The following is a 23931-nucleotide window of genomic DNA, read 5'->3' as shown; positions in this document are numbered from 1 at the left end:
CCGATGGCCGGACGGACAGTGAGAACCATGAACCGTCACCGACGCCCACCCCGGAAGGCCCCGTGGATCGCGGCGGGCGCGGCCGTGGCTGTCTGTGGCGGCATCGGCGTGTGGTTTCTGACGGGGCCGCACGGCGGCACGCCCCGCCCGACGCCGTCTCCTTCGGGAAACCTGACCTTGCCGACACCACCCTCACGAACGCCCCAGCCGACGACCCCCGGCACCACCCCGCCGACCCCGACGCCCAGCACCACCCCGCCAACGCCGACGTCCAGCGCCCCACGGCCGACACCGACGTCCAGCACCACGCGGCCGACACCGACGCAGACACCCAGCGCCCCACGGCCGGCGGAGACGCGCCCGCCGGCACCCCGACCGACGGCCACGGCGACGGCGACGGCGACAGCTCGGCAGCCGACGCCACCGGCCCACCCGACGGCGCCCGGCCCGACGACGGCGCCCCCTTCCCCCGTACCGACGTCCGAGACACCAGCGAAACCGACCCGGTCCGCCACGCCGCCCCCGCGTCCTCCGGCCACACCGACACCGGCACCGCCGGCACAGCCGCCACCGACGAGGACTCCGACGGCGGCCCCGGCATCCGCACACCCGAGGCCGTCGGCACCGACGCCGTCCCAGAAACCGACACCCGCAGGGCCGACACCGGCAGCGACACCGACTCCGCAGCCGCAGCCGCAGCCGACAAGGCCAGGTCCGTCGCCACAGGTCCCGTCCCGCACGCCTCTGCCCCTACCGACACCCACCGCCACCACCACCGCCACCGCCGCACAGCCGACGCCGGTGCCACCTACGCCACTGCCCACCGCCGCACAACCGACGCCGGTGCCTCCCACGCCACTGCCCACCCCCACACCGACAGCCACCCGCACCATGACGATCACCACGACCTGGTACACGTCCCAGGCGGCAGAGTCCGCGGCTCAGCGGATGGCCGCCGCCCGGACGGTCGGTGACCCGGCATGCTCGATGGCGGCCGTGGGCCAACCCGACCCACGCCTCGTGCCACGAGCCGCCCGCATCGCCATCGGCCACTACGGCAGCTACTGGTGCCTGATCTCATAGGCCCCTCAACGCGCGGACGCGGCCGGTCCGTTCACCGTGGCGTCGAAGAACCCCCGGTCACACAACGCCTCACAACCGCGACTCGGCGGGGAACCCCGACCAGCACAACTCGGCGGGCAGGTGCCGCATGTCGTTGTAGACCAACACAGCCGACGGCCGGCCCGGCACATACCGGATGACGGTGAGGGCGGCGTTGCCGTGATTCAGCCCGAGCCAGCGCCATTTCGGCGCGTCCATGGCATGCCGTACCAGCCAGCCGATCAGGAAGTTGTGGGTGACGACCAGTTCATGGCGCTCCTGGTCGCCCCCGACGGGACCGGTGAACTGTGCCAGGGCCCGTTCCGCCAGCTCCGGTCCGCGTTCGCGGTCCTCGGCCGGGGCGCGGGCCAGGAAGCGCAGGAAGTGATCGGCGCTGTCGGCGGGCAGTTCATCCCGCTGCGGGAGGTACGGAACATAGTCACCGGCCGCCTCCGAGACCCGAAGAGCGGCGCCGTCCAGGTGTTCGCCGATCAGTTCCGCGGTCTGCGCGGCCCGGGGCAGTGGGCCGTGGTGCACCACCGAGATGGGGTACTTCGCCAAGCGGCGGCCGAGCAGCGCCGCCTGCCGCCGTCCGTTCTCCGACAACCCGCTCTCGTCCGGCAGTGCCTCGCCGTGCCGGACGAGATAGAGGTGGCGCGCAGCCGTCGGCGTCATACCCGTGACTCCTTCACGATCAGGCAAGGGGCTCGTGGACACGACGTCGTTTCTTGCCGGCCCGGTTCCGCATCTCCACGGGCTCCTCGGCCGGGGACCGGCCTGACGACCCGTCGGCCGCCGGTCACGGAGCAAACCGGTCGTGGCGGTGGCGGTGATCGCGTAGATTGCCGAGGTCGTCGCGACGGAGAGGTGGTTCGAAGACGTGGTGCTCACCGAGGTGAAGCGGGAGCGGTTGGCGGGGGCCGCGCGGGACGCGCTGGGCGGTGGGCGGCGGTTGGCGGCGGTCGAGCGGGTGGCGGGCGGCAGCAAGAAGGGCGTGTACCGCCTCGTGATGGACGACACGTCGACGGCGATCGCCTATCTGTGGGACGACAGCGAGAACTACTGGCCGGCGGCACAGGGCGACGACGACCTGACGGATCCGTTCTCGCCCGGTCTCGGGCTGCGCCTGTTCGAGGCCGCGCACGCACGCCTGGACGGGCTCGGCGTCCGCGTCCCGCGGATCCGGCTCGTCCAGCGGGCGGGCGATGCCGGCCCGGCCGACCTGGTGATCGTCGAGGACATCGCGGGCCGGAGCCTGGAGGACCTGCTCGTCCGCGATCCACGCGCGGGCGCCGCGGTCACGGCTCGGCTCGCCGAGGCGCTGGCGGCGATGCGGTCGTATCGCGCGCCCCGGTACGGGAAAGTGGCCGTGGTCGACGCGGGAGGCACCTCGCGCGGGACGTCGTGCGAGGGGGTCGTCCTGGACCGGGCGCTGCGCGACCTCGCCGAGGCGGCGTCGCGTGACCTGCGGGTCGCGGCGGCCCGCGACCGGCTGGAGGAGCGGCTGCGGGGTCTCGCGGCGGGGGTGCGACCGCGCGCGGAGCACTGCGTCGTGCACGGCGAACTCGGGCCCGACCATGTGCGGGTGGACACGGACGGCCACCCCGTGCTGATCGACATCGAGGGACTGATGTACTTCGACGTCGAGTGGGAGCACGTCTTCCTGCGCATCCGCTTCGCGGACGCCCATCCCCCGCTCGGGACGGACCGACTGGACGAGGGCCGGCTCGCCCTCTACACGCTGGCCCAGCGGCTCTCGCTGACGGCGGGACCGCTCAGGCTCCTCGACGGCGGCTTCCCCGACCGAGCGGCCATGGCGGGCATCGCCGAGCACAACCTGAGAGCGGCACTGGACCTGGTGTGAGGCACCGGCGGTCCGCGCCGTCGGCCGATCCGCCGGGCACGGCCGATCCGCCGGGCAGGGATCAGCGCGCCCCGGCCGCCGCGTCCGCCCCGAGTGCCCCGGCGGTCGCGTCGGCCCCTGTCGCCGCATCCGTCACGGCCGGGGCGTCGCGCAGCCCCAGGCGCAGGTGTTCGACGTGGTAGAGGGCCTGTTCCAGGAGTTCGGCGACGTGGTTGTCGTAGAGCGCGTAGATGACCGAGCGGCCCCGGCGTTCGCCGGTGACCAGGCCGAGGTTGCGCAGCAGACGCAACTGGTGGGAGCAGGCGGACTGTTCCATGCCGACCGCGTCGGCCAGTTCCGTGGCCGCGCAGGGGCCTTCCTGGAGGCGGGCCAGGATGCGCAGCCGCGAGGGGGTGGCCAGCGCCTGGAGGGTGGCGGCCACATCGGCGGCGCCGACCGTCTCCAGGCGGTCGCGCGCGGTGGCGGTCGTGGTTCTGTCGGCTCCGTGACCCATGGGCATCATCGTACGGAGAACGAACCATGAACGCATGAATGAGTCTTCATTCTTTCCTGTACGGTGGTGAGGAGCGCCGGGCTTCCGCCTGCGCGCGAACCTGTCATGCCTGTGTGAAGGACCCCGATGACCTCCACCCTCGCCCCGGCCCCGGCAGAGCGGACCTCGCCGGGCCGCGCCCCCGCCGGGCAGCAGCGGCGTACCCGTGTCCTCGCCCTGCCCGAGGCCCGCTGGGCAGCGGCGGCCCTGGCCCTGTTCCTGATCGCGCTGCCGTTGCAGCTGACCGGCGCCCCGGCCTGGACCTGGGTGCCCCTGTACGCCCTGACCTATGCGGCGGGCGGCTGGGAACCGGGCTGGGCGGGACTGCGGGCGCTGCGCGAGAAGACCCTGGACGTCGACCTGCTGATGGTGGTCGCCGCTCTGGGTGCCGCGGCGATCGGGCAGGTCATGGACGGGGCGCTGCTGATCGTCATCTTCGCCACCTCGGGCGCGCTTGAGGCCCTGGCCACCGCCCGCACCGCCGACTCCGTGCGGGGACTGCTGGACCTGGCCCCCGCCAAGGCCGCCCGCGTCGCCGCCGACGGCAGTGAGGAGAGCGTCGCCGTCGAGGACCTGTCCATCGGCGACACCGTGCTCGTACGCCCCGGTGAGCGCGTCGGCGCGGACGGCCGTGTCCTCGACGGCGCCAGTGAGGTGGACCAGGCGACCATCACCGGCGAGCCGCTGCCCGTGGCCAAGGAGCGGGGCGACGAGGTCTTCGCCGGCACCCTCAACGGCACCGGCGCGCTGCGGGTGCGCGTGGAGCGCGACGCGTCCGACAGCGTGATCGCCCGGATCGTGCGCATGGTGGAGGAGGCGTCCGAGACCAAGGCGCCCACACAGCTGTTCATCGAGAAGGTCGAGCAGCGTTACTCGCTGGGGATGGTCGCGGCGACCCTGGCCGTCTTCCTCGTCCCGCTCGCCTTCGGCGCCGAGCTGACCGGCGCGCTGCTGCGGGCGATGACCTTCATGATCGTGGCGTCGCCGTGCGCCGTCGTCCTGGCGACCATGCCGCCGCTGCTCTCGGCCATCGCCAACGCGGGACGGCACGGTGTGCTGGTCAAGTCCGCGGTCGTCATGGAACGGCTCGGCGAGGTCGACGCGGTCGCCCTCGACAAGACCGGCACACTGACCGAGGGGACCCCGCGGGTGACCGACGTCCGGCCGCTGGCCGGTTCCGGTCTCGATACGGCCGGGCTGCTGCGGCTCGCCGCCGCGGCCGAGCACCCCAGCGAGCACCCGCTGGCCCGCGCCGTGGTGGCCGCCGCCCGGGAGCGGGGACTCGCCCTTGCCGACGCGGAGGACTTCGAGTCGGCTCCCGGTGTCGGCGTCGTGGCCACCGTCGAGGCGCGCCGGGTCGCGGTGGGTGCGCCCGCCCGGCTGCTCGCCGCGGCCGGCCACGCCGACTCGGCGGCGGCGGACCTCACGGCGGAGTGGGAGGACGGCGGCCGGACCGTCGTGCTGGTCACGGTGGACGGTACGCCCGTCGGTCTGATCGGTGTCGCCGACCGGCTGCGCCCCGACGCCATCGCGACCGTCGCGGCCCTGACGTCGCGCACGGGGGCGGCGCCCGTGCTGCTGACCGGTGACAACGCGCGCGCGGCGGCGCGACTGGCCGCCGAGGCCGGCGTCGAGGACGTACGCGCCGCACTGCTGCCCGAGGACAAGGTGAGCGCGGTCAGGGAACTGGCGGCGGCCGGGCGCCGGGTGATGGTCGTCGGGGACGGCGTCAACGACGCCCCGGCGCTGGCCGCCGCCCACACCGGTGTCGCCATGGGCCGGGCGGGTTCGGATCTGGCGCTGGAGACCGCCGACGCGGTGGTCGTGCGCGACGAACTCGCCGCGGTGCCCGCGGTGATCTCCCTGTCCCGGCGGGCCCGCCTGCTCGTCGTCCAGAACCTGGTGATCGCCGCGGTGTTCATCGCCGGCCTCGTCGTCTGGGACCTGGCGGGCGACCTGCCCCTGCCCCTCGGTGTCGCCGGTCACGAGGGCTCCACGGTCATCGTCGGACTCAACGGACTGCGGCTGCTGCGCGAGGCGGCCTGGCGACGGGCGGCCGTACCGGGTGACGATCAGGCCGCCCGCACCCCGGCGGCGGGGTGACACGCCTGGCGGCGCGGCCCGTCGCCGACGCGCGTCGAGCGCCGACGACGGGCCGGGTCGTCAGCCGGCGAACGCTTCGATCAGTGTCCAGATCGCCAGGCCGGCCATGCAGAGGGCGCCAATGCGCTGCACCGTCTTCAGCGGGACCCGCTTGGCGATGAAGCGGCCCGCGAGCAGGGCCAGCGCGGACACCGACATCAGGGCGGCGGCCGAGCCGATGGCGGTGGGCAGCCAGCCGTTGGTGGCGGCGAGGTTGGCGGTGGTGATCTGGGTGAGGTCCCCCCACTCACTGATGAAGACGGCCATGAAGGCGGTGGTGTAGACGGGCCAGAAACCGGTGACGGCCCTGGAGCCGCCTTCGCCGTCCTCGTCGTCGTCCCCTCCGCGCAGCAGCATGACCGCTCCGAAGGCGAACAGGGCGGCGGAGACCAGCTTGACCGCCGTCGTCGGCAGCAGGCTGAGCAGGCTGCCGGCACCGACGGCGAGGGCGACATGGACGACGAAGGCCGTGGAGGTCCCGAACCACACGTACAGCGGGCGCATGCGGGTGCCCATGGCCAGCGACGCGAACATGGTCTTGTCGGGAAGTTCGGCGAGGAAAATCAGCCCGAAGGCGGTGATGATCGCCAGGGGGTCGAGGGTCATCCTGGTGCTTTCTCCTGGGGCCGGGCCGAAGGCTCGGACGGCACCCACACAGGTGACGGGAGGACCCTTGCGGCCCGGCACGATGACGCGGCCCCCACGTGTGTGCGGGCCGTGTTGTGCCGTGGCCGAAGGTCTCGTCCACCGGCCCGTCGCTTCGGGCCGGCCCACTGGCCGGGACGTCCGTGAAGACGTCCAGTGTGTCGACCAGCGGTGTCGCGGGACTACTCCCCTTCGCCGCGCACAGCCTAAGCAATCGGCACGGCGGAGGTAAAGCCGGTGCCGGGTGGTACGCCTCACGCCGGAGGAACACGGGGTTTCCGTGCGTCGGTGTGCGTGGCCGCGGTGGGCCGGGGGCGGACCGGCCGGTACCGCGGGGCGGCCGTTCAGTCCAGGTCGGACAGGTCGAGGACGAAGCGGTAGCGGACGTCGTTGCGGGCGAGGCGGTCCAGGGCCTCGTTCACCCGCTGGGAAGGGAGCAGTTCGATGTCGGCGGTGATGCCGTGCTCGGCGCAGAAGTCCAGCATGGCGGCCGTCGCGGGCATGCCGCCGCTGCCGGCGGAGCTGAGCTTCTTGCGTCCCACCAGGAGGTCCAGGGTCCGCACGGTGACGGGGCCGAGGTGCCCGAGGTGGCTGAGGGTGCCGTCCATGGCGACGAGGCCGAGGTAGGGGCCGAGGTCGTGCGGGGCGGAGACGGTGTCGATGACCACGTCGAACCGGTCACGTGCCGCGGCCATCCGCTCCTGGTCCGTGGCGACGATGAGCGTGCGGGCGCCGAGACGGCGGGCGTCGTCGGCCTTGTCGGGTGAGCGGCTGATGACCGAGGTGTCGGCGCCGAGCGCCACGGCGAACCGCACCGCGAGATGCCCGAGGCCGCCGAGGCCCGCCACCGCGACCCGGCTGTGCGGTCCCACGCCCAGGGCGCGCAGCGGTTCCCACACGGTGATCCCGGCGCAGAGCAGCGGAGCGGCAGCGGCCGGATCCAGGCCGGCGGGCAGCGGATGGGCGAACCGGTCGCGGACCACGTACTCGCGACAGTAGCCGCCCAGCGTGGTCGTTCCGTCGAGCCGGTCGAGACCGCCGTAGGTCAGCGTCGGGAAGCCGTGGCAGAAGTTCTCCTGACCGGCCCGGCACATGGGGCACGCGCCGCACGAGTCGACGATGTTGCCGACCGCCACGGGGTCGCCGGCGGCGAAGCGGGTGACCGCGGGCCCGGTCTCGGTCACCACGCCGGTGAACTCGTGCCCCGGCACCAGCGGCCGGCCCTCCGTGCCGTCGTGGTCGCGCAGGGCGTGCAGATCGGAGTGGCATACGCCGCAGTAGTCCACCCGGACCGCGATGTCGTCGGGGCGCAGGTCGCGCCGTGTCAGCGGCGTCCGCCGCAGTGTCGCCGTCCGGCCGTCCGCCTGCCAGCCCGTTGTCTTCCGCACAGCACATCTCCTCCAAACAGACTGTTCTGTCTGTCGCAGCGTAGGCACATCCGGGGCCGCCAAGCAAACCAACTGTTCTGTCTGGTAGCATGACGGCATGCCCGAGCAGCCCTTGACCTCGCGCGGAGCCGCGACCTACCAGCGCATCCTCGATGTGGCGACCCAGGAGTTCGCCGAGCACGGGATCGCCGGCGCGCGCGTCGAACGGATCGTGGCCGCGGCCCGCACCAACAAGGCGCAGCTCTACGCCTACTTCGGCAGCAAGGAAGGGCTCTTCGACGCCATCTTCTTCGGCTCCCTGGACCGGATCACGAACGTCGTGCCGATCGACGCCACCACCGCGCCGCCCGGCGCGGACGCCGTGCCGCGCGACGCCCACACCGATACCGCGCCGCTCGGCACCGATGCCGCACCGCTCGGCGCCGACGGCCTCGCGGACTGGGCCGTACGCCTCTACGACGAGTACCTTCGCCGCCCCGACCTCATCCGGCTGGCCACCTGGTCCCGCCTGGAGCGCCGCCCCACCGGCCATCTCGTGGCGGAGCACGACCGCCGTGACGACCGCAAGCTGCGCGCCATCGCCGAGGGCCAGGCAGCGGGCCTGATCCGGCAGGGCGACCCGTTCGACGTGATGGCCATGGTCATCGCGATGTCCATGGCCTGGTCCCCGGTCAGCAACGTCTACGCGGCGACCGCACGGGAACCCGAGGACGTGCACGAGCGGCGGCGGGCCCTGCTGCGCGAGAGCGTGCGCAGCGCCACGGCCGCCGGCTGAGCGCCCGGGGCCGTGCCCGGGCGCGGGCGCGGGGCGCCGCGGGAAGCGAGGCGGAGTAGCGTGGAAGGTGCGAAGACGACCGGTGTCCGGACGCCGGGAGCGTCTTCGCTGATGTGCCCAGCGGCTTGATGTTCTCCGAAGGAGTGAGCGGGCACGAGCGGCCCTCGTGCGTCGGCCGCCCGGAGCCCCCGTGAGGTGACCTTCCGTATCCGTGTGTCAAGAGGGCGTATGCGCGCAGCCGACGACTCTTCGCAGAGTCCTGTGGGGGCACTGGGGAAAGTGACGGTGGCGATCCCACAGGACGGCCCCGGGGAAGTCCTCGTGGCCGTCCGGGGCGGCTCGGAAGCCTATGCGGCCTGGTCCGCGGCGCCGGTCGCCAAGGACGTCCGCGTGATCGTGGTCGACTCCGTCTCGGCACGCTCGGTGATCGTCGAGCCGCTGCCGTCCTGAAGCGGCTTCCCCCAACGGGAAGCGTCTTCCCGGTCCTTGCAGGACGCGAGGTGGTCCCTCATGTTTTTCTGGCACGTTCCCGCTCCGAATGAGGCCATGCTGATCTCCGGCTCCAAACGGCGGGCCGAGGAAACGCAGTTCCGGATCGTCACCGGTCACGGCAGTTTCGTGCTGCCCGTCAAGCAGAAGGCACGGATGCTGTCGCTGGCCCTGCGCGAGGCGGAGATCGCCGAGGACTGCGTGACCCAGCAGGGAATCCGGCTCAAGGTGCGGGCGGTGTGCGTGTTCAAGGTGGGTGACGACGCGGTGTCGATCGCCAATGCCGCCCGCCGGTTCCTGTCGGAGCAGCAGCGGATGGAGGAGCTGGTCGGCCGGATCTTCGCGGGGCATCTGCGGTCCATCGTCGGCGGGCTCACGGTGGAGCAGATCATCCGCGAGCGCAGCCGGGTCTCCCAGGAAGTGGTGGCGGGCAGCCACGGCGAGATGGAGAAGCTCGGCATCGTCGTGGACGCCCTCCAGATCCAGGAGATCGAGGACGCCACCGGCTACATCGACAACCTCGCCGCGCCGCACGCCGCCGCGGTGGCCAGCCAGGCCCGGATCGCGCAGGCCAAGGCCGATCAGGAGGCGGCCGAGCGGGAGCAGCAGGCCGCCGCGCTCAAGGCCGAGTACGAACGGGACACCGCGATCAAACGCGCGGGGTTCACCGCCGAGACCGAGCAGTCCAACGCCCGCGCCGCGCAGGCGGGCCCGCTCGCCCAGGCCAAGGCGTCCCAGGAGGTCATCGAGGAACAGACCGCGCTGGCCCAGCGGCAGGCGGGCCTTGCGGCCCAGCGGCTGGAGGCGGAGGTACGGCGCCCGGCGGACGCGGAGGCCTACCGGCAGCGGGCCCTGGCCGAGGCGGGCCGCGACCGGGCCAAGTTCGAGGCCGACGGGACCGCCTACGCCGAGCGGGCCATCGCCCAGGCCCAGGCCGACGCCAACACGGCGCGGGCCGCCTCGCTCCGCGACGGCAACCAGGAACTCATCGCGGCCAACCGGGTCGTGGAGAATCTGCCCGCCCTCGCCGAGGCGGCGGCCCACGGAATGTCCGGAGCGGATCTCACCGTCCTCAACGGCACCGACGGCATCAACCAGGTGGCGGCCGGAGTGGTGGCGCAGGGTCTGGCCATCCTCGACACGCTACGGCGTTCGACTCCGTCGCCCGCCGGCACAAAGCCGGTACGGGCCGAGCCGGAGCAGACCCGAACCCGCCGGGAAACCTGAACGCGAAGGAGGGACGGCTGTCATGGATGCGGATCGTGCCAGGCGTGTGGTGGCGGCACTGCGGGCCCGGGAGGTGATGGCCCATCTCGTGGAGGCGGGCGTCTACGAGTTCGGGATCAGGGTGGTCCTGGACGAGGGCATCGAGGCGCTGTGGGACATGGACGGCGCATCGGGGCTGGACGCCGAGATCGTCAGCGACGGCGTGCTCATCGGGTTCGTCCCCCATGTGCCCGGTTCGGAGAACTTCACCGAGCAGCAGATCGTGGACAGCATCGCCCGTACGCGGTACTCCACGGAGGGCCTTCACCCGCCCCAGGACACCCCAGCGCCCCCAGCGACCCCGGCCTCCCCGGCTTCCCCGGCGGAGCCGCCACCGGCCGCCGGGCCTCCCGCCGCACAGAGCGCCCCGGCCGGCCCGCCGGTGGCCCGGCTCCAGCGCCGGGGACACTGGATCCACCGTGGCGGACGGCAGAGGAGAGGGCCATGACGCCGATGCGACCGGCCCTGCAACTGACGGTGTTCATCGAGGAATGCGACACCTGGCATCACAAGCCGCTGTCCGCGGAGATCGTGCACCGCGCGCATGAGGCCGGGCTGGCCGGCGCGACGGTGCTCCGGGGGATCGAGGGGTTCGGGGCCTCCTCGGTGATCCACGGCTTCCGGCTGCTGTCCCTGAAGCAGGACGTACCACTGGCGATCGTGATCGTCGACGAGGAGGAACGGGTGCGTCGCTTCCTTCCGACCCTGCGCGACCTGGTCGAGGGCGGGCTGGTGATCGTCGAGCGTGTCGAGGTCATGCACGACCCCGCGCGGGACACGGCGCGGGCACCCGCCTGAGCCGGCCGGCGCCTTGGCCGGCCGCGCCCGCGGGTGCGTCAAGTGGCCGTCGCCTCTTGGCCCTTGTAGTGAACCACCTCGACCTCCTGGAGGGTGATCAGCCCGCTGACGGGCAGGTCCCCGAGCCGGGTAAGGAACGCTCGGACGCGGTCCGCCTCGTCGACGATGACGACGGCCGTCGGCAGGTCGTCGGCCATGGACAGCAGGCGCGTCGTGTGCACGACCGATGTCGCCCCGAAACCCTCCACACCCCGGAAGACCGTCGCCCCGGCCATCCCGAAGGCATGCGCACGCTGCACGATCTCCGTGAACAGGGGCTTGTGGTGCCAGGTGTCGGTGTCGTCGACGATGACCGTCATACGCAGTGCGCGTCCGCTCAGTGTCATGATCGCGGTCCTCTCGTCACCGGGCACCGGATACATCTCAACCGTAGCCCCGGCCCGAGCCGTGCCGGGCAGGGCGGGGGCCGGCCGTCAGTCCACGTCCCGGGCGTGCCGGTATGCGCACGGCGCCATGCCGTAGCGGGCACGGAACACCCGGGAGAAGGTGGCGTGGTGGGCGAAGCCCCAGCGGTGCGAGATCACCGGGGCTCCGTGGCGTCGGTGGGGGCGGTGCGTGGGCCGGCCGTGATGCGGCCGGTGACCTGTCCGAAGCCGATTCGGGTGCCGTGCGGTCCGGGTGCGGTGGCGCTGAGGGTGACCTCGTCGCCGTCCTCAAGGAAGGCGCGGGTGGAGCCGTCGGGAAGGGTGAGCGGTGCCTCGCCGTTCCAGGTCAGCTCCATCAGTGAGCCCTGCTGGCCGGGCCCGGGTCCGCTGACGGTGCCGGATGCGTAGAAGTCGCCGGTGCGCAGCGACGCCCCGTTGACGGTCATATGGGCGAGCATCTGGGCCGGGGTCCAGTACATGGAGGTGAAGGGCGGCCGGGCGACCAGGTGTCCGTTGAGGCGGACCTCCAGGGTCAGGTCGAGGCCCCAGTCCTCGCCGTCGCGCAGATACTCCTGGAGCGGCGCGGTCCGGGCCGGCGGTGCCGTCCGCGCGTGCCCAAGGGCGTCCAGCGGGACGATCCACGGGGAGACGGAGGTCGCGAAGGACTTGGCGAGGAACGGTCCGAGGGGCACGTACTCCCATGCCTGGAGGTCGCGTGCGCTCCAGTCGTTGACGAGGCAGACGCCGAAGACGTGGTCGGCGAAGGCGTCGACGCCCACCGCCGTGCCCAGCGGGGTGCCGGTGCCGACGACGAAGCCGACCTCCGCCTCGATGTCCAGCTTGCGGCTCGGCCCGAAGGAGGGCGTCGCGGCTCCGGCGGGCCGGGTCTGGCCCCAGGGGCGGTTGATCTCGGTGCCGGAGACGACGAGGGTTCCGGCCCGGCCGTGGTAGCCGATCGGCAGGTGCTTCCACTGCGGGGTGAGCGGTTCCTGTCCCGGACGCAGCATCCGGCCGATGGTGGCGGCGTGGTGCTCGGAGGCGTAGAAGTCGACGTAGTCCGCGGCCTCGAACGGCAGGAACACGCGGACGTCGGCGGCGGCGTGCAGGGCCGCTTCGGCGTCGGGGCGGCGGGCGGCGTCGGTGAGCAGCGCCGTGATGCCGGCGCGCACCTGCCGCCAGCGGGTTCGGCCCTGGGCGAGGAAGGCGTTGAGGGTGGGGCGGGCGAAGGTGTCGTCCCCGAGGGCGCGGGCCAGGTCCAGTACGTGGTCGCCGATGGCGACGCCGACCCTGCGGGGGCCGCCTGCGGGCGCGAAGACCCCGTAGGGCAGGTTGTGGAGGGTGAACGGCGAGTCCTCGGGGACGGGCACCCAGCTGTCGGGGGTCATCGGGTGAGGTCCTTTCGGGTGAGGTCCTTCGGGGTGAGGCCGAGGACGGCGGCGGCCTCGTTCACGGGGCGGATCGCCGGGTGCGGTGGGCGTGCGGGTCGGACGCGGTGCGGTGGATGGATCGGAGCGGTGCGGTGGGGTGGGGTGGATGCGCCGGGGTGGGCAGCGCCGGGTGCGGGGGGCGCGTCGATGCGGCGGGGAGGCTGTCAGGCGGGGACTTCGGTGGCCGGGCGCGTGTGTGCCCCGCTGTCGCGCCGGTCCCGGGGCGCCTTGAGGAAGGCGAGCATCACGGCGCACACGATCAGGCAGCCGATCGGGAAGTACAGGCCGACGGTGACGTCGTCGGCGGTGGCGTTCTTGCCGATGAGGTACGGGCTGACGAAACCGCCGAGGGCCGCGATGGAGTTGATGCCCGCCAGGCCGACCGCGGTCTGCTCGCGCGGCAGGACCCGGGCGGCCAGCGCCCAGTAGGGGGCCATGTAGCCGAGGACGCCGATGGCGACCAGGCTGAGGCAGATCAGGGCCGGGGTGGGGCTGTGCCGGAAGGCGATGGTGCCGCCCAGGCCCGCGGCGCCCAGGAGCATCAGGCCGATCACATGGAAGCGGCGTTCGCCGGTGCGGTCGGAGCTGCGCGCGACCAGCAGCATGCCGACCGCGCCCACCAGGAACGGGATGGCGCCGAGCAGACCGATGTTGGTGGCCGAGTACGACGGGTCGAGCTGCTGGACGATCTTCGGGAGGAAGAAGGAGAAGCCGTACAGACCGCAGGCGGCGAAGAAGTTGGCGACGGCCAGGTAGAGGACCTTGCGGTTCCTCAGGGCCCCGAGCTGTCCGCGCACCGTCTCCCGCTCGGCGCCGCCGGCACCGTCCCGGGTGTACTCCTTGTCGATCTCCGCCTGGAGCCAGGCCCGCTCGTCGGCGCTCAGGAAGCGGGCGTCGGCCGGCCGGTTGGGCAGCAGGACCAGGGTGACGATGCCGATGACGACGGCGGGAGCGCCTTGCAGGATGAACACCCAGCGCCAGCTGCTCATGTCCAGCCAGTGGGCGTGGTCGAGGATCCAGCCGCCGGTCATGCTGCCGAGGATCATGGCGATCGGCTGGGCGAGCGCGAGCAGCGCGATGGCACGGCCGCGTTCCCGGCCCCGGTACCAGTACGTCAGGTAGAGCAGCAGGCCCGGGAAGAGGCCGGCCTCGGCGATGCCCAGCGCGATCCGGGCCACGTACAGGTGGGTGACGTCGGTGACGAATCCCGTGACCACGGTGACCAGGCCCCAGCTGATGGCGATGCGGGCCAGCCAGAGCCGGGCGCCGACCTTCTTCAGCATCATGTTGCTGGGGATCTCAAGGACGACGTAGGCGAGGAAGAAGATCGAGGCGACCGCGCCGAAGGTGGCGGTGGTGATGCCCAGGTCGTCGCGCATGCCGAGTTCGGCGTAGCTGATGTTGGACCTGTCCATGTAGTTGAACACATACAGCAGGCCCACGATCGGGAAGATCCGGAGCGAGACCTTTCTGATCGTTCTTCTGCCGGGGTCACTGCCCTCGACGTTGAGGTTCGTTCCCATGACGGCTCCTGAGAGGGAGAGGAGGAGGAGATCCTGAGAAATGCTGAGAGCTGCTGCGAGATCCTGAGTGAGGAGAGAGGAGAGCGGAAGGGGATGATCCGGCTGTGGGGGTTACGCGGCTGCGGCGGCGTCGGCGCCCGCGATGCGGCCCATGGTGAGGGCGTTGGCGACCGCGTTGCCGCCGCCGACGTAGCGCATGCCGAGCACTCCCCCGCCCGCCTCGCCGGCCGCGAACAGTCCGGGAACCGGGCTGCCGGTGCGGTCCAGTACGGCGGCACGGTGGTCGATCTCCAGCCCGGTGTGTGTGCAGACGAGTTCGGCGGGCAGCACTCGGGCCGCGTAGTACGGGGCCGTTGCGATCGGGTCGGGGCGGGCCGGGGCGCCCTTGGCCGCGAGGGACCGCTCGCGCAGGAAGTCGGCATCGGCCCCGGTTTCGGGCAGCTGCGCGTTCCACCGGGTCACGGTGGCGGTGAGCGCGTGGGCGGGTACGCCGATGTGTTCGGCGAGCGCGTCGAGGGTGGCGGCCCGGGCCAGGCGCCCGGCCGCCGCCTCCTGTGCGACCCGCGCGGGGGTCCAGTCGGCGTAGCCGGTCGGCAGGCCGAGCCGTGCCTTCTCGTCGAACACCGCCCACACGGGGCCGTCCTGGGCGAGGATGATGCCGCTGGAGACGGCGTACGAGGCGTCCTCGTCCATGAAGCGCCGCCCGGACGAGTTGACGTACACCCGTGACGCGGGCGGGAATCCGGCCTGCCAGTGGTGGTGGCGCTGGAAGTAGGCGGTGGGCAGCATCAGCCCCCAGCCGTCGCCGGCGAGCGCGCTGCCCGTCTGCTCGGCGAAGGCGAGGTGGTCGCCGCGGCTGCCCGGGGCGGCGACCACGAACAGGAAGTCGCCCGCGTCGAGCGCGTCCGGGTAGTGCCGGCGCAGCAGGCCGGGGTTCTGGGCGAAGCCGCCGCTGGCGACGACTACGGCGCGGGCCCGTACCTCGATGCCGTCGGCCACGACCCCGGTGACCCGGCCGTCCTCGTACAGCAGGGAGGTGACGCGAGTGTGCAGAACGGCCTCGACACGGCGGGCCTTGCGCGCCCGGTCGAGGACCTGGACCAGGCCGTAGCCCTGGTCGCGGGGCACATGGCCGCGCCACACGTCCTCCACGCCCGCGCGGCAGAGCCCCGGTGTGTGGGCGTCGCCGGAGCGCACGGCTGGCACGTCCAGGCCGAGACCGATCATCCACTCCAGCGTCGGGCCGGCCGCGGCGCAGAAGGCACGCACCAGGCCGGGTTTGAGCTGCCACTGGTTGAGGTCCATGTAGTGCTGGAAGTGGCGCTCGGCGCTGTCGTCGACGCCGAGGGCGCGCTGCACGCTGGTGCCGGCGGCGGTGATCAGGCCGGCGGACAGCTGTGTCGAGCCGCCCAGTTCCCCTTCCGACTCGAACAGCAGGACCGTGGCGCCCCGTTCGGCGGCGCTCACCGCGGCGGCGAGACCTGCGCCGCCGCCGCCCACCACGATGACGTCGAGGTCGTCGAGGTCGGTCATCACAAGGCTCCTTCCGCGTCGGCGAGGATGCGGTGGTACAGCCCGTTGGACACCAGACCTCCGTCGAGGGTGACCTCGCTGCCGGTCATGTACGCGCTGCGGTCGGACAGCAGGAACAGCACGGCGTCGGTGATCTCGGCGGGCTCGGCCGGCCGCCCGGCCGGGATGCTGCGCCGTGCCGAGGCCACGAAGGCGTCCGAGCCGGCCAGCAGCCCGGTGGCCACCAGGCCCGGATGCAGCGAGTTCACCCGGATGTTCCAGGCGGCCAGCTCCCCGGCGGCCGACTTCGACAGGCCCGTCAGCCCCCATTTGCTCGCGGCGTACGAGGGCGAGAAGTAGCCGATGAGGCCGGAGATCGAGGAGATGTTGACGATCGCGCCGCCTCCGCCGTCCCGCATCAGCGGGGCCACCGCCTGCATGCCGTGGAAGGCCCCGGAGAGGTTGACCCTGAGCACCCGGTCCCACACCTCTTCGGTGGTGTCCATGAACCGCAGCCGCCGGGAGATGCCGGCGTTGTTCACCAGACCGTCCAGCCGGCCGTCCGCGGCACGGACGGCTTCGACCACCTCGCGCCAGCCGGCCGAGTCGGTGACGTCCAGGGGGTGGGCGGTGGCCCGGCCGCCGGCCTCGGTGATCTCCCGGGCGACGGGGGCGCAGTCGGCCACGTCGGCGAGGTGCACATGGCTGCCGCGGCGGGCCAGCGCCCGGGCGTGCTCGGCGCCCATGCCCGCGGCGGCGCCCGTGACGAGGACCACCGACGGGTAGCGCACCGGTTCGGCGTACGCGGGATACGCGGGATACGCCGTGGACGCAGCCTCAGACATGGCGGGAACCGCCGTCCACCGCCAGGCTGTGCCCGGTGAGGTAACGGGCGCTGTCGGAGAGCAGGAACAGCAGGGCGCCGAGGACTTCCTGCGGGGATCCGAGGCGGTGCAGGGGCACGCTGTCCAGGGCGTGCCCGAGGGCGGCGGGGTCCTCCCGCACCCAGCGGGTCATCTCGGTGTCGATGTAGCCCGGGGCGATGGAGTTGACGCGCAGCCCGAGGTCGCCGAACTCGACGGCCAGGGACTCGGTGAGGTGGGCGACCGACGCCTTGGACGCGCAGTAGGCGGCACGGCCCTTGCGTACCCGGACCGCGGACACGGAGGACATGTTGACGATGGCGCCGCCCGGCCGCATGTGCCGGGCCGCGCTCTGCGAACCGAACAGCACGCCCTGGACGTTGACGCGCAGCACCGCGTCGATCTGCTCCGGCGGGATGTCCTGTGCGAAGGCGTGCGGGAAGATGCCCGCGTTGTTCACCCAGTGGTCCAGGCGGCCGAACTCGGTGGTGGCGAGCGCGGCCAGTTCCTCGTGGCCTGCCGGGTCGGTGACGTCGACCGCGGCGGGCACCACCCGGCCGCGCCCACCGCCCTCGGGCAGGACGTCGGCCTGTGCGTTGATCTCCTCGGCGGTGCGCTTCATCGCGTCGAGGTCGATGTCCGCGGCGATCACATCGACCCCGCGCAGCGCAAGGCCCTCGCTGAAGACGGCACCCATGCCGCGCGCGGCACCGGTCACGACGGCGGCCGTGCCCGCGAGTTCGGGGTAGTACGCGGTGGGCGGCCGGTGGTCGACCCGGCCGGGGCCCGAGCGGTGGGCCGCGGCGTCGTCGGCGTCGAGGGCGGTGGCCGGCGTGTCGATGGGGCTCATGCAGAAGGTTCCTTCGTCGTCGAAGTGCGGGTCGGGGCGGGGCCGCGATGGACCCGGCCGCCGTGTCCGGGACCGTGGCAAGGGTGGGTAAGGGCGGGGCCAGGGGGTGGCTCGCGGGCGCGGAGTACCGGCGGCTGCGGGTGTGCGGTGCGCCGGGGGCGGTGCGGGGGGCGTGCGGTGCGCGTGCACGTGCGGGCGCGGGTGTGGGTGTGGGTGTGGGGGCGTGCGGTGCGCGGTCGGGCGGGGTGTGCGCGTCGGGCGCCGGGAGCTTTGGAGGAGGCGCGGCCGTCCCCTGGGGATGCGCGTGCTGGGCGGCGGGTCAGCAGTCGTTGCCGGGTGCGGGCACGTCGGCGAGCGCCGGCGCGTCGTGGGGTACGGGCGTGCCGTCGAGGGCGGAGGTGCCGTCGGGACCGGTGCCGTCGAAGGGACCCGTGCCGTCGACGGGACCGGTGGCGTCGCCTGATGCGAGGGTGTCGCCGGGTTCGGGGGTGTCGTCGCGGTGTACTCGGCGGGACGCGACGCGCCAGACGTCGCCGTCCCGGACCACCCGGTCGGTGAGGGTGGTCAGCCGTTCGAGGCGCGGCGTCCCACCGCGCGGTGTCGCGACGATCTGCAGGTAGGCAAGGACCCGCAGCGTGTCCGCTCCGTCGCCTTCCACCACGAGGTTGGTGACGATGTGCCGCCGCACCAGGCCCGCCGCCGCCGCGGTGGCGGCGAACTCCCCGGCGAACGCGGTCAGCGCGGCGGTGCCCGTGACGGGCGCGGGGTAGCTCGGGGAGTCGAAGGTGGCGTCGGCGGTGAAGGTCGCGGCCCAGTCCGCGGCCCGGCCGCCGTCGATGAGGTGGCTCTGGCGGTGGTACAGCTGGTGGATCCCGGCGAGTACGGCGCTGTCGGGTCCGGCGGGTGCGCGCGGGGTCATACGGCGTCCCTTCGGCTCGGCTTCCCCGCACCGGCCGGCTGTCCCTGGCGGACGGGGCGGGGAAGTTGTCTGACCACTGACCGTGTGCGATAATCGCACGAGCAGTGCGATTAATGTGAGCGTAGGCACGTGGCTGAAACTCGTCAAGGGATGGATTCGTGAACCCCACAGCGCAGACCTGGGCGCCGCCCGAGATCGTCGTCGACTCGGGCATGTCGAAGACCCTCCACCACGGACTGTTGATCCTCCGGCTGCTGTCGGAGCATCCACGGGGCCTGACGATCACGGACGTCGCCGAGCGGATCGGCGTGCACCGCACCGTCGCCCACCGACTGGTGCGCACTCTGGAGGCGCACCAGCTGTGCCGCAGGGACGGGCAACGCCGGATCGTCCTGGGCACGGGCCTGGTCACCCTGGCCGAACCCGTCGAGCAGGACCTCAGGGCCCTCGCGCGCCCCGTGCTCGACGAACTCGCCGAGGCCACCCGCGCCACCGCCCACCTGCTGGTGCGCGAAGGCACCCAGGACATGCGGGCGCTGATGGTGGTCGAACCACGGGGCGCCCTGGTGCACGTGTCGTTCCGCCCCGGTCAGACCCACTCGATCCAGCAGGGCTCGGGCGGCCTCGCCCTGCTGGCCGACGGCCCGTACCGGGACGGCGAACGCCCCGAGGTCACCGAAGCGCGCGCGAAGGGGTACGCGGTCACCATGGGGGAGGTCATTCCGGCCGTGATCGGGGTGTCCGCCGCCGTACCCAGCCATCGGGGCGAGGCCACCACCAGCATCGGCGTCTCGGTCTTCGAACCGGAGGGGATCGACCGCCTGGGCCGTACGGTGGTGGAGGCAGCGAAGCGCCTCGGAAACCTGCTGACCTGAACCGCGACCCGTCCCTCCCGGCCGCGTGATGAGAGGGCAGGGCCGTGGGGCAGATCATGGACGCGGCCCGGCGGGCAGGCGGTCCGCTGCGGCACTCGTCCGGCGATGCGCCGGAACCTGCTGCGGGCGCCGACACCGGCGTAGCAGGCGGTCGTTTCCGGTCCTGCCGGGCGCCCCGGCCGTGCCCGCGTCCTTGGCAGCGCGGCGACCGAAGCCGGCGTCGCTCGGGTCGTCGGCGAGGTGAAGGGCGTGCACGCTCGGAGCAGACTGTCCGAGTTCGGCCTCGTGGAAGGACGACCATGGTGACCACGGACCACCAGGACTGCGCGGTGATCGCCCCGGCGGGCGCGCCCCCCGGCCTGCTTGAGGAGTTCTGGCGCTACGACCGGGCGCTGCTCGCCGACGACCGGGCCACCCTCGACGCGCTGTTCCCGCCCGGCCCGCACACCCTGCGCCCGGACGGCCGCGGGCCGCTCGCCGGGCACGAGGCGAGCGGCCCGTTGCGTGCGACCCACGGCCGGGTGCCCACGCGGCGGGTCGTGGAGCTGCACATACGACCGCTCGGCGCGGACGCCGCCCTGGTGATGGCGCGGACCCGCGACGGGGACGCCGACGGGTCGCAGACGCAGATGTGGCAGCGCGGCACGGCGGGCCGTTGGCTGATCGCCGCGCAGGTCACCCTGCCGGCGGCGCCGTCCTGCGCCACGACACCGCACTCCCCCACCGAGGCGCCACCCTCCCCCAGCACGACGCCGCCCTCCCCCAGCGAGACGCCATCCTCCTCCGCCGAGACGCCGCCCTTCTCCAGCAAGGCGTCGGCCTCCCCCGGCAAGACACCGCATTCCTCCGGCAAGGCGTCGGCCGACTGCGCTCCCTTCGACCGGACGGTCTGGCGGGCCGTCGGCGATCCGCTGGTGGCCGCCCGGGCCTCGGGCCCGCTCGACGGTGTCGGCATCGCGGTCAAGGACCTGTTCGCGGTCGCCGGACAGCCGATCGGGGCCGGGGTCGCGGCCTGGCTCGCCGAGCAGCGGCCGCAGACGGACACGGCACCCGTGCTTGCGGAACTGCTCGACGCGGGCGCGCACATCGTCGGCATCGCTCGAACGGACGAGTTCGCCTACAGTCTGACGGGGGCCAACGCGCACTACGGGACGCCGCCGAACCCGGCCGCTCCCGATCGTGTCAGCGGCGGCTCGACCGGCGGTCCCGCCGCCGCGGTGGCGCTGGGCCAGGCCGCCGTGGGCCTCGGCACCGACACCGCCGGGTCGATCCGGATCCCCGCCTCCTACCAGGGGCTTGTGGGGGTGCGCAGCACACACGGTTCGATCGACAGGGACGGTGTGCTGCCGCTCGCCCGGTCCTTCGACGCCATCGGCTGGCTGACCAAGGACGTGGCCGCCGCCACCGCGATCGCCCGTGTGCTGCTGGGCGGCCCCGACGGGACCAGCGTGGCGGCCGACCGCACCCTGCGGCTGCCGACCGTGGAGGCCATGGCGGCACCCGAGGTGGTGGGGGCGTTCTCCGCCGCCGTCGAACGGGCGGCCGCCGCGGGCCTGCTGCCGCCGGTGCACGGCGTCGACCTGCCGCACGCACAGCTCGAACGCTGGGTCGAGGCGTTCCGCACGGTCCAGGCGTGGGAGGCGTGGCAGGCCCACGGCCGCTGGCTGACCGCACACCCGGAGGCGCTGGGACCCGACGTGGCCGGCCGGTTCGCCCAGGCGTCCCGGGTGAGCGAGGACGAGGCGGCGCGCGCCCTGGCCGTGACGGCCGAGGCGGCCGGACGGCTCACCGAGTTGCTGTCCGGCGCCGTGCTCGCCCTCCCCACCGCGCCCGGCCCGGCGCCGTCACGGACCGCGACCGGGGATCAGTTCGAGACCGCGCGGGCGGCGACCCTCCGAATGACCTGTCTCGCCGGGCTGGCGGGTGCGCCCGCGGTGTCGCTGCCCCTGCTGCGGTCCGCCGACGGCCTGCCGGTCGGGCTGTGCCTGGTCGGCGCGCCGGGCTCCGACCTCGATCTGCTCGCCCTCGCCGCCGGCCTGGAGACCTCCCCACGACCGGCCTGACCACCACCGGCGCCCTGCTGGGCGCCCCGAGGGCACCGACGCCGGCCGACCGGGAGCGTGCCCAGCGGGGCCTCGGGTCCGCCTCGTCGAGGGCAGAGGTGGACTCGACGAGCGCGGCCGAATCCCGGACGGGCAGGAGGGAGTTGTGTTTCTCGGCGCGCGCCGAGGACGGGATCAGGCGTCGGCGAGCAGCGGGTCGTACGGCGTCGAGCGCCGGCGGCCCGACATGAACGACAGGAAGTCCTTGACGAACGCGACCCGGCCGTACGTTCCCTCGCCACCGTCCGTGTCGCGGCGGAACGCGGTGCGGAACAGGGCACGGTACTCGTCGGCGTCGATGCGCCCGTCGCCGTCCTTGTCGGTGACGTCGAAAAGGACCTCGGCGACCCTGATCAGCGCGGGTCCGGCCAGGGAGGGGACGGCCACGGCGTACTCCCGCGCGCTGACCCGTCCGTCGCCGTCCGCGTCGAGGGCCGACTGGAGTTCCCGCCACCAGTCGGCGTAGGCGTGGTAGAGCCTGGTCTCCGCGGGCTCGTCCAGGTCGAGACGGCCGGCCAGTTCCCGGGCCATGGCGGCGAGGTCGGGCCAGTCCACATAACCGTCGCCGGTCTGGTCCAGCACGGTCCGGAAGAACTCCTCCGCGCCGCGCCGTACGCCGGTCTCCCCCGCAGGATCCGGCGGCGGCGCGGGCAGCGGGCTGATGAGCCGGATCAGGGCCCCGGCCCGCCTGACCCGATCGTGCAGCGCGGTGATCGTCCTCGCCCGTGGGTCGTCGCTGTCGGGCGACAGGGCCAGCAGGTCGGCGATGCCCTCGGCCCGGAGCCGGCCGCCGGGCAGGAAGCGGGCCAGGCCGGCGGCCAGGTAGGCGCCCTGCATCAGGGTCTGGGCACCGGGGACCTCGGGCAGCCCGGCGCGCCGCCGGAAGGGTTCCGGGAGGGAGGCCACGGTGATCGCTCCGACGACGGGTCCGGCGAGGGTGCGGCCCGCGGCCCACAGCGTGGGCAGACCGTTCAGCAGGGGCGGCGCCGGCAGATGGTCGAAGAGCTTGTAGAGGATGATGCGCATCGCCTCCGTGTTCTCCAGTTCCTCCTCGACCACGCGGTCGAAGTACGGCCAGAACTCGTGGAGGGTGTGCGGCAGATGGCCGGGTTCGTCTCCCAAGGTGGCGAGGAACGCCTGGAATTCGGCGTACAGCCGCTCCATGACCCTCTGTTCGAGGGGCTGTCCGCTCAGCCGGCACATGGTGACGGCGCTGTCGAACAGGGTCGCCACCACCCAGGCGCGCACCCCGGGGTCCAGCGCGTCGTACGGCCGGTGCCGTGCGTCGGTGCCGCTCAGCCGTGCGTGCAGGCGATTGAGCCGCGCCGCCTCCCGGTGCCGGGTGTGATCGTCGGCGCCGAACATGCGGTGCAGGCTCACGAGGGTGTTGCGCAGCCGTCGCCAAGGGTGGGCCACGAACGTCGAGTTGTCGATCAGGGCCGCGCCGATCTGCGGGTGGGCGGCCTCCAGTACGGTCGCCCGGATCATGGCCAGTGCCCAGCGCGGGTCGTCGCGCATGTCATGGAACTGGGAGCCGGGGCCGAACACGGGCCCGGTGTCCGGCTCGTCGGCGGGCCGTCGTGGATCGCCGCCGGAGCCCGTGCCGGAGCCGGTGTCGGTGTCGGCGCGCTCGGGGTGGCCGGAATCGGTGTGGGTCACGATCGGGGCTCTCCGTTCGAGGTCGGCATCACACCGCCGAAGCGGCGATCGCGTTGCTGATAGGTGTGCAGGCACTCCAGGAAGTGCGGGGCGCGGAAGTCGGGCCAGAGCACCGGCGGGAAGACCCACTCGGCGTAGGCGACCTGCCAGAGCATGAAGTTGGAGATGCGCTGTTCCCCGGAGGTCCGGATGACGAGGTCCACGTCGGGTGTGTCGGGGAAGGGCAGATGGGCGGCGAAGTGCTGCTCGGTCACGGCGTCGGCCGGCACTCCGCTGCGGATCAGCGACCGTGCCGCTTCGACGATGTCCCTGCGCCCGCCGTGGTCGAACGCGACGGTCAGCGTCATACGCCGGTTCTTGCCGGTCAGTGTCGTCAGGTCGGCGAAGTCCCGGGCCAGTGCGGCGGGGATGCGTGGGTCCGCGACGCCGAGGAACCGGCAGCGGATCCCGCGCGCGTGCAGCAGCGCGGCGTGTTTGCGCACCACGCGGCGCACCGTCCGCATGAGGAAGTCGACTTCGGTGCTCGGCCGGCGCCAGTTCTCGGTGGAGAACGCGTACAGGCTCAGCCATTCGACGCCGGCCGACCGCGCCGCCTCGATGACGTCGATCACCGTGGTCTCGGCGGCGCGGTGGCCCGCCGTACGCGGCAGGGAACGCCGCGCCGCCCAGCGGCCGTTCCCGTCCATCACGCAGGCGACATGCCGTGGCGTGCGCCGCCGGCCGTCGCCGTCCGCGCGCCGCGGAGCGGGTTCGTGTGAAGGGGCGGAGCCGCCCAT

24 protein-coding genes are annotated in these 23931 nt (G+C 73.2%); 10 read left to right on the top strand and 14 right to left on the bottom strand.

Features of this window, described 5'->3' with window-relative positions:
- Window positions 1-110 precede the first annotated feature (110 nt).
- The gene (locus AC27LF_RS28520) at window positions 111-974 is read left to right on the top strand and encodes a hypothetical protein (RefSeq protein ID WP_479656686.1); all 864 of its coding nucleotides are present in this window, start codon (window positions 111-113) and stop codon (window positions 972-974) included.
- Between the two features lie 178 nt (window positions 975-1152).
- On the opposite strand, the gene AC27LF_RS28515 is transcribed toward AC27LF_RS28520, so the two are convergent.
- A complete protein-coding gene (locus AC27LF_RS28515) occupies window positions 1153-1776 on the bottom strand; it encodes a histidine phosphatase family protein (RefSeq protein WP_479656685.1) in 624 nt (207 codons plus the stop codon).
- A gap of 220 nt (window positions 1777-1996) precedes the next feature.
- Between AC27LF_RS28515 and AC27LF_RS28510 the strand changes: the two genes are divergently transcribed.
- Entirely contained in the window at window positions 1997-2965 is a 969-nt protein-coding gene (locus tag AC27LF_RS28510; RefSeq protein WP_479656802.1) for a phosphotransferase family protein, read from the top strand.
- 61 nt (window positions 2966-3026) lie between these two features.
- Here the strand turns inward: AC27LF_RS28510 and AC27LF_RS28505 are convergent, their stop codons facing one another.
- Entirely contained in the window at window positions 3027-3458 is a 432-nt protein-coding gene (locus tag AC27LF_RS28505) for an ArsR/SmtB family transcription factor (RefSeq protein ID WP_479656684.1), read from the bottom strand.
- A gap of 126 nt (window positions 3459-3584) precedes the next feature.
- On the opposite strand from AC27LF_RS28505, the gene AC27LF_RS28500 reads away from it, so the two are divergent.
- A complete protein-coding gene (locus tag AC27LF_RS28500) occupies window positions 3585-5600 on the top strand; it encodes a heavy metal translocating P-type ATPase (protein ID WP_479656683.1) in 2016 nt (671 codons plus the stop codon).
- A 60-nt stretch (window positions 5601-5660) separates the two neighbouring features.
- Here the strand turns inward: AC27LF_RS28500 and AC27LF_RS28495 are convergent, their stop codons facing one another.
- Both AC27LF_RS28495 and AC27LF_RS28490 read right to left on the bottom strand, forming a co-directional pair.
- On the bottom strand, window positions 5661-6245 hold the full coding sequence (locus tag AC27LF_RS28495; protein WP_479656682.1) for a TMEM165/GDT1 family protein: 585 nt from the start codon (window positions 6243-6245) through the stop codon (window positions 5661-5663).
- Between the two features lie 383 nt (window positions 6246-6628).
- Complete coding sequence (locus tag AC27LF_RS28490; RefSeq protein WP_479656681.1) at window positions 6629-7672, bottom strand: NAD(P)-dependent alcohol dehydrogenase; 1044 nt, start codon at window positions 7670-7672, stop codon at window positions 6629-6631.
- Window positions 7673-7769: 97 nt separating this feature from the next.
- Between AC27LF_RS28490 and AC27LF_RS28485 the strand changes: the two genes are divergently transcribed.
- The 5 genes from AC27LF_RS28485 (at window position 7770) to AC27LF_RS28465 (ending at window position 11000) form a co-directional block, all read left to right on the top strand.
- Window positions 7770-8447: a TetR/AcrR family transcriptional regulator gene (locus AC27LF_RS28485; RefSeq protein WP_479656680.1), complete on the top strand. Its 678-nt coding sequence runs from the start codon at window positions 7770-7772 to the stop codon at window positions 8445-8447.
- Between the two features lie 285 nt (window positions 8448-8732).
- Complete coding sequence (locus tag AC27LF_RS28480) at window positions 8733-8897, top strand: hypothetical protein (RefSeq protein ID WP_451621619.1); 165 nt, start codon at window positions 8733-8735, stop codon at window positions 8895-8897.
- Window positions 8898-8957: 60 nt separating this feature from the next.
- The gene (locus AC27LF_RS28475; protein ID WP_479656679.1) at window positions 8958-10163 is read left to right on the top strand and encodes an SPFH domain-containing protein; all 1206 of its coding nucleotides are present in this window, start codon (window positions 8958-8960) and stop codon (window positions 10161-10163) included.
- A 22-nt stretch (window positions 10164-10185) separates the two neighbouring features.
- Window positions 10186-10650, top strand: coding sequence for a hypothetical protein (locus tag AC27LF_RS28470; RefSeq protein WP_479656678.1), 465 nt, complete (start codon window positions 10186-10188; stop codon window positions 10648-10650).
- The gene (locus AC27LF_RS28465; protein WP_479656677.1) at window positions 10647-11000 is read left to right on the top strand and encodes a DUF190 domain-containing protein; all 354 of its coding nucleotides are present in this window, start codon (window positions 10647-10649) and stop codon (window positions 10998-11000) included. Before AC27LF_RS28470 ends, AC27LF_RS28465 begins: the two co-directional genes overlap by 4 nt.
- Before the next feature lie 38 nt (window positions 11001-11038).
- Here the strand turns inward: AC27LF_RS28465 and AC27LF_RS28460 are convergent, their stop codons facing one another.
- The 8 genes from AC27LF_RS28460 to AC27LF_RS28425 form a co-directional block, all read right to left on the bottom strand.
- Window positions 11039-11389, bottom strand: a complete 351-nt coding sequence (locus AC27LF_RS28460; protein WP_479656801.1) for a DUF190 domain-containing protein — start codon at window positions 11387-11389, stop codon at window positions 11039-11041.
- An 84-nt stretch (window positions 11390-11473) separates the two neighbouring features.
- Window positions 11474-11584 carry an AraC family transcriptional regulator gene (locus AC27LF_RS28455; RefSeq protein ID WP_479656676.1) on the bottom strand — a complete coding sequence of 37 codons (111 nt, stop codon included), beginning with the start codon at window positions 11582-11584 and terminating at the stop codon, window positions 11474-11476.
- A complete protein-coding gene (gene fahA, locus AC27LF_RS28450; RefSeq protein WP_479656675.1) occupies window positions 11581-12810 on the bottom strand; it encodes a fumarylacetoacetase in 1230 nt (409 codons plus the stop codon). Before fahA ends, AC27LF_RS28455 begins: the two co-directional genes overlap by 4 nt.
- 206 nt (window positions 12811-13016) lie before the next feature.
- Complete coding sequence (locus AC27LF_RS28445; protein WP_479656674.1) at window positions 13017-14375, bottom strand: MFS transporter; 1359 nt, start codon at window positions 14373-14375, stop codon at window positions 13017-13019.
- A gap of 111 nt (window positions 14376-14486) precedes the next feature.
- Window positions 14487-15908 (bottom strand): FAD-dependent oxidoreductase, encoded by a 1422-nt coding sequence (locus AC27LF_RS28440; RefSeq protein WP_479656673.1) that lies wholly within the window; start codon window positions 15906-15908, stop codon window positions 14487-14489.
- Entirely contained in the window at window positions 15908-16732 is an 825-nt protein-coding gene (locus AC27LF_RS28435; RefSeq protein ID WP_479656672.1) for an SDR family NAD(P)-dependent oxidoreductase, read from the bottom strand. The genes AC27LF_RS28440 and AC27LF_RS28435 overlap by 1 nt, the downstream gene beginning before the upstream one ends.
- Window positions 16725-17600, bottom strand: coding sequence for an SDR family NAD(P)-dependent oxidoreductase (locus tag AC27LF_RS28430; RefSeq protein ID WP_479656671.1), 876 nt, complete (start codon window positions 17598-17600; stop codon window positions 16725-16727). The genes AC27LF_RS28435 and AC27LF_RS28430 overlap by 8 nt, the downstream gene beginning before the upstream one ends.
- A gap of 319 nt (window positions 17601-17919) precedes the next feature.
- Window positions 17920-18519 (bottom strand): nuclear transport factor 2 family protein, encoded by a 600-nt coding sequence (locus tag AC27LF_RS28425; protein ID WP_479656670.1) that lies wholly within the window; start codon window positions 18517-18519, stop codon window positions 17920-17922.
- Window positions 18520-18731: 212 nt separating this feature from the next.
- Between AC27LF_RS28425 and AC27LF_RS28420 the strand changes: the two genes are divergently transcribed.
- The gene (locus AC27LF_RS28420) at window positions 18732-19394 is read left to right on the top strand and encodes an IclR family transcriptional regulator (RefSeq protein WP_479656800.1); all 663 of its coding nucleotides are present in this window, start codon (window positions 18732-18734) and stop codon (window positions 19392-19394) included.
- 299 nt (window positions 19395-19693) lie between these two features.
- Window positions 19694-21457 (top strand): amidase, encoded by a 1764-nt coding sequence (locus AC27LF_RS28415; RefSeq protein WP_479656668.1) that lies wholly within the window; start codon window positions 19694-19696, stop codon window positions 21455-21457.
- Between the two features lie 174 nt (window positions 21458-21631).
- On the opposite strand, the gene AC27LF_RS28410 is transcribed toward AC27LF_RS28415, so the two are convergent.
- Window positions 21632-23014, bottom strand: coding sequence for an oxygenase MpaB family protein (locus AC27LF_RS28410; RefSeq protein WP_479656799.1), 1383 nt, complete (start codon window positions 23012-23014; stop codon window positions 21632-21634).
- 137 nt (window positions 23015-23151) lie between these two features.
- Entirely contained in the window at window positions 23152-23931 is a 780-nt protein-coding gene (uppS, locus tag AC27LF_RS28405; protein ID WP_479656798.1) for a polyprenyl diphosphate synthase, read from the bottom strand.

The sequence above is a fragment of the Streptomyces diversicolor genome, from assembly GCF_057537855.1.
The sequence above is the reverse complement of the archived record's forward strand: the minus strand, read 5'-3'. Positions and strand labels throughout refer to the sequence as shown.

Excerpts from the sequence above, each read along its gene's own strand:
- AC27LF_RS28515 (WP_479656685.1), bottom strand. The coding sequence starts at position 1,776 with ATGACGCCGACGGCTGCGCGCCACCTCTATCTCGTCCGGCACGGCGAG.
- AC27LF_RS28505 (WP_479656684.1), bottom strand. The coding sequence starts at position 3,458 with ATGGGTCACGGAGCCGACAGAACCACGACCGCCACCGCGCGCGACCGC.
- AC27LF_RS28500 (WP_479656683.1), top strand. The coding sequence starts at position 3,585 with ATGACCTCCACCCTCGCCCCGGCCCCGGCAGAGCGGACCTCGCCGGGC.
- AC27LF_RS28495 (WP_479656682.1), bottom strand. The coding sequence starts at position 6,245 with ATGACCCTCGACCCCCTGGCGATCATCACCGCCTTCGGGCTGATTTTC.
- AC27LF_RS28485 (WP_479656680.1), top strand. The coding sequence starts at position 7,770 with ATGCCCGAGCAGCCCTTGACCTCGCGCGGAGCCGCGACCTACCAGCGC.
- AC27LF_RS28475 (WP_479656679.1), top strand. The coding sequence starts at position 8,958 with ATGTTTTTCTGGCACGTTCCCGCTCCGAATGAGGCCATGCTGATCTCC.
- AC27LF_RS28470 (WP_479656678.1), top strand. The coding sequence starts at position 10,186 with ATGGATGCGGATCGTGCCAGGCGTGTGGTGGCGGCACTGCGGGCCCGG.
- AC27LF_RS28465 (WP_479656677.1), top strand. The coding sequence starts at position 10,647 with ATGACGCCGATGCGACCGGCCCTGCAACTGACGGTGTTCATCGAGGAA.
- fahA (WP_479656675.1), bottom strand. The coding sequence starts at position 12,810 with ATGACCCCCGACAGCTGGGTGCCCGTCCCCGAGGACTCGCCGTTCACC.
- AC27LF_RS28445 (WP_479656674.1), bottom strand. The coding sequence starts at position 14,375 with ATGGGAACGAACCTCAACGTCGAGGGCAGTGACCCCGGCAGAAGAACG.
- AC27LF_RS28440 (WP_479656673.1), bottom strand. The coding sequence starts at position 15,908 with ATGACCGACCTCGACGACCTCGACGTCATCGTGGTGGGCGGCGGCGGC.
- AC27LF_RS28435 (WP_479656672.1), bottom strand. The coding sequence starts at position 16,732 with ATGTCTGAGGCTGCGTCCACGGCGTATCCCGCGTATCCCGCGTACGCC.
- AC27LF_RS28430 (WP_479656671.1), bottom strand. The coding sequence starts at position 17,600 with ATGAGCCCCATCGACACGCCGGCCACCGCCCTCGACGCCGACGACGCC.
- AC27LF_RS28425 (WP_479656670.1), bottom strand. The coding sequence starts at position 18,519 with ATGACCCCGCGCGCACCCGCCGGACCCGACAGCGCCGTACTCGCCGGG.
- AC27LF_RS28420 (WP_479656800.1), top strand. The coding sequence starts at position 18,732 with ATGTCGAAGACCCTCCACCACGGACTGTTGATCCTCCGGCTGCTGTCG.
- AC27LF_RS28415 (WP_479656668.1), top strand. The coding sequence starts at position 19,694 with ATGGTGACCACGGACCACCAGGACTGCGCGGTGATCGCCCCGGCGGGC.
- AC27LF_RS28410 (WP_479656799.1), bottom strand. The coding sequence starts at position 23,014 with ATGCGCGACGACCCGCGCTGGGCACTGGCCATGATCCGGGCGACCGTA.
- uppS (WP_479656798.1), bottom strand. The coding sequence starts at position 23,931 with ATGGGCGGCTCCGCCCCTTCACACGAACCCGCTCCGCGGCGCGCGGAC.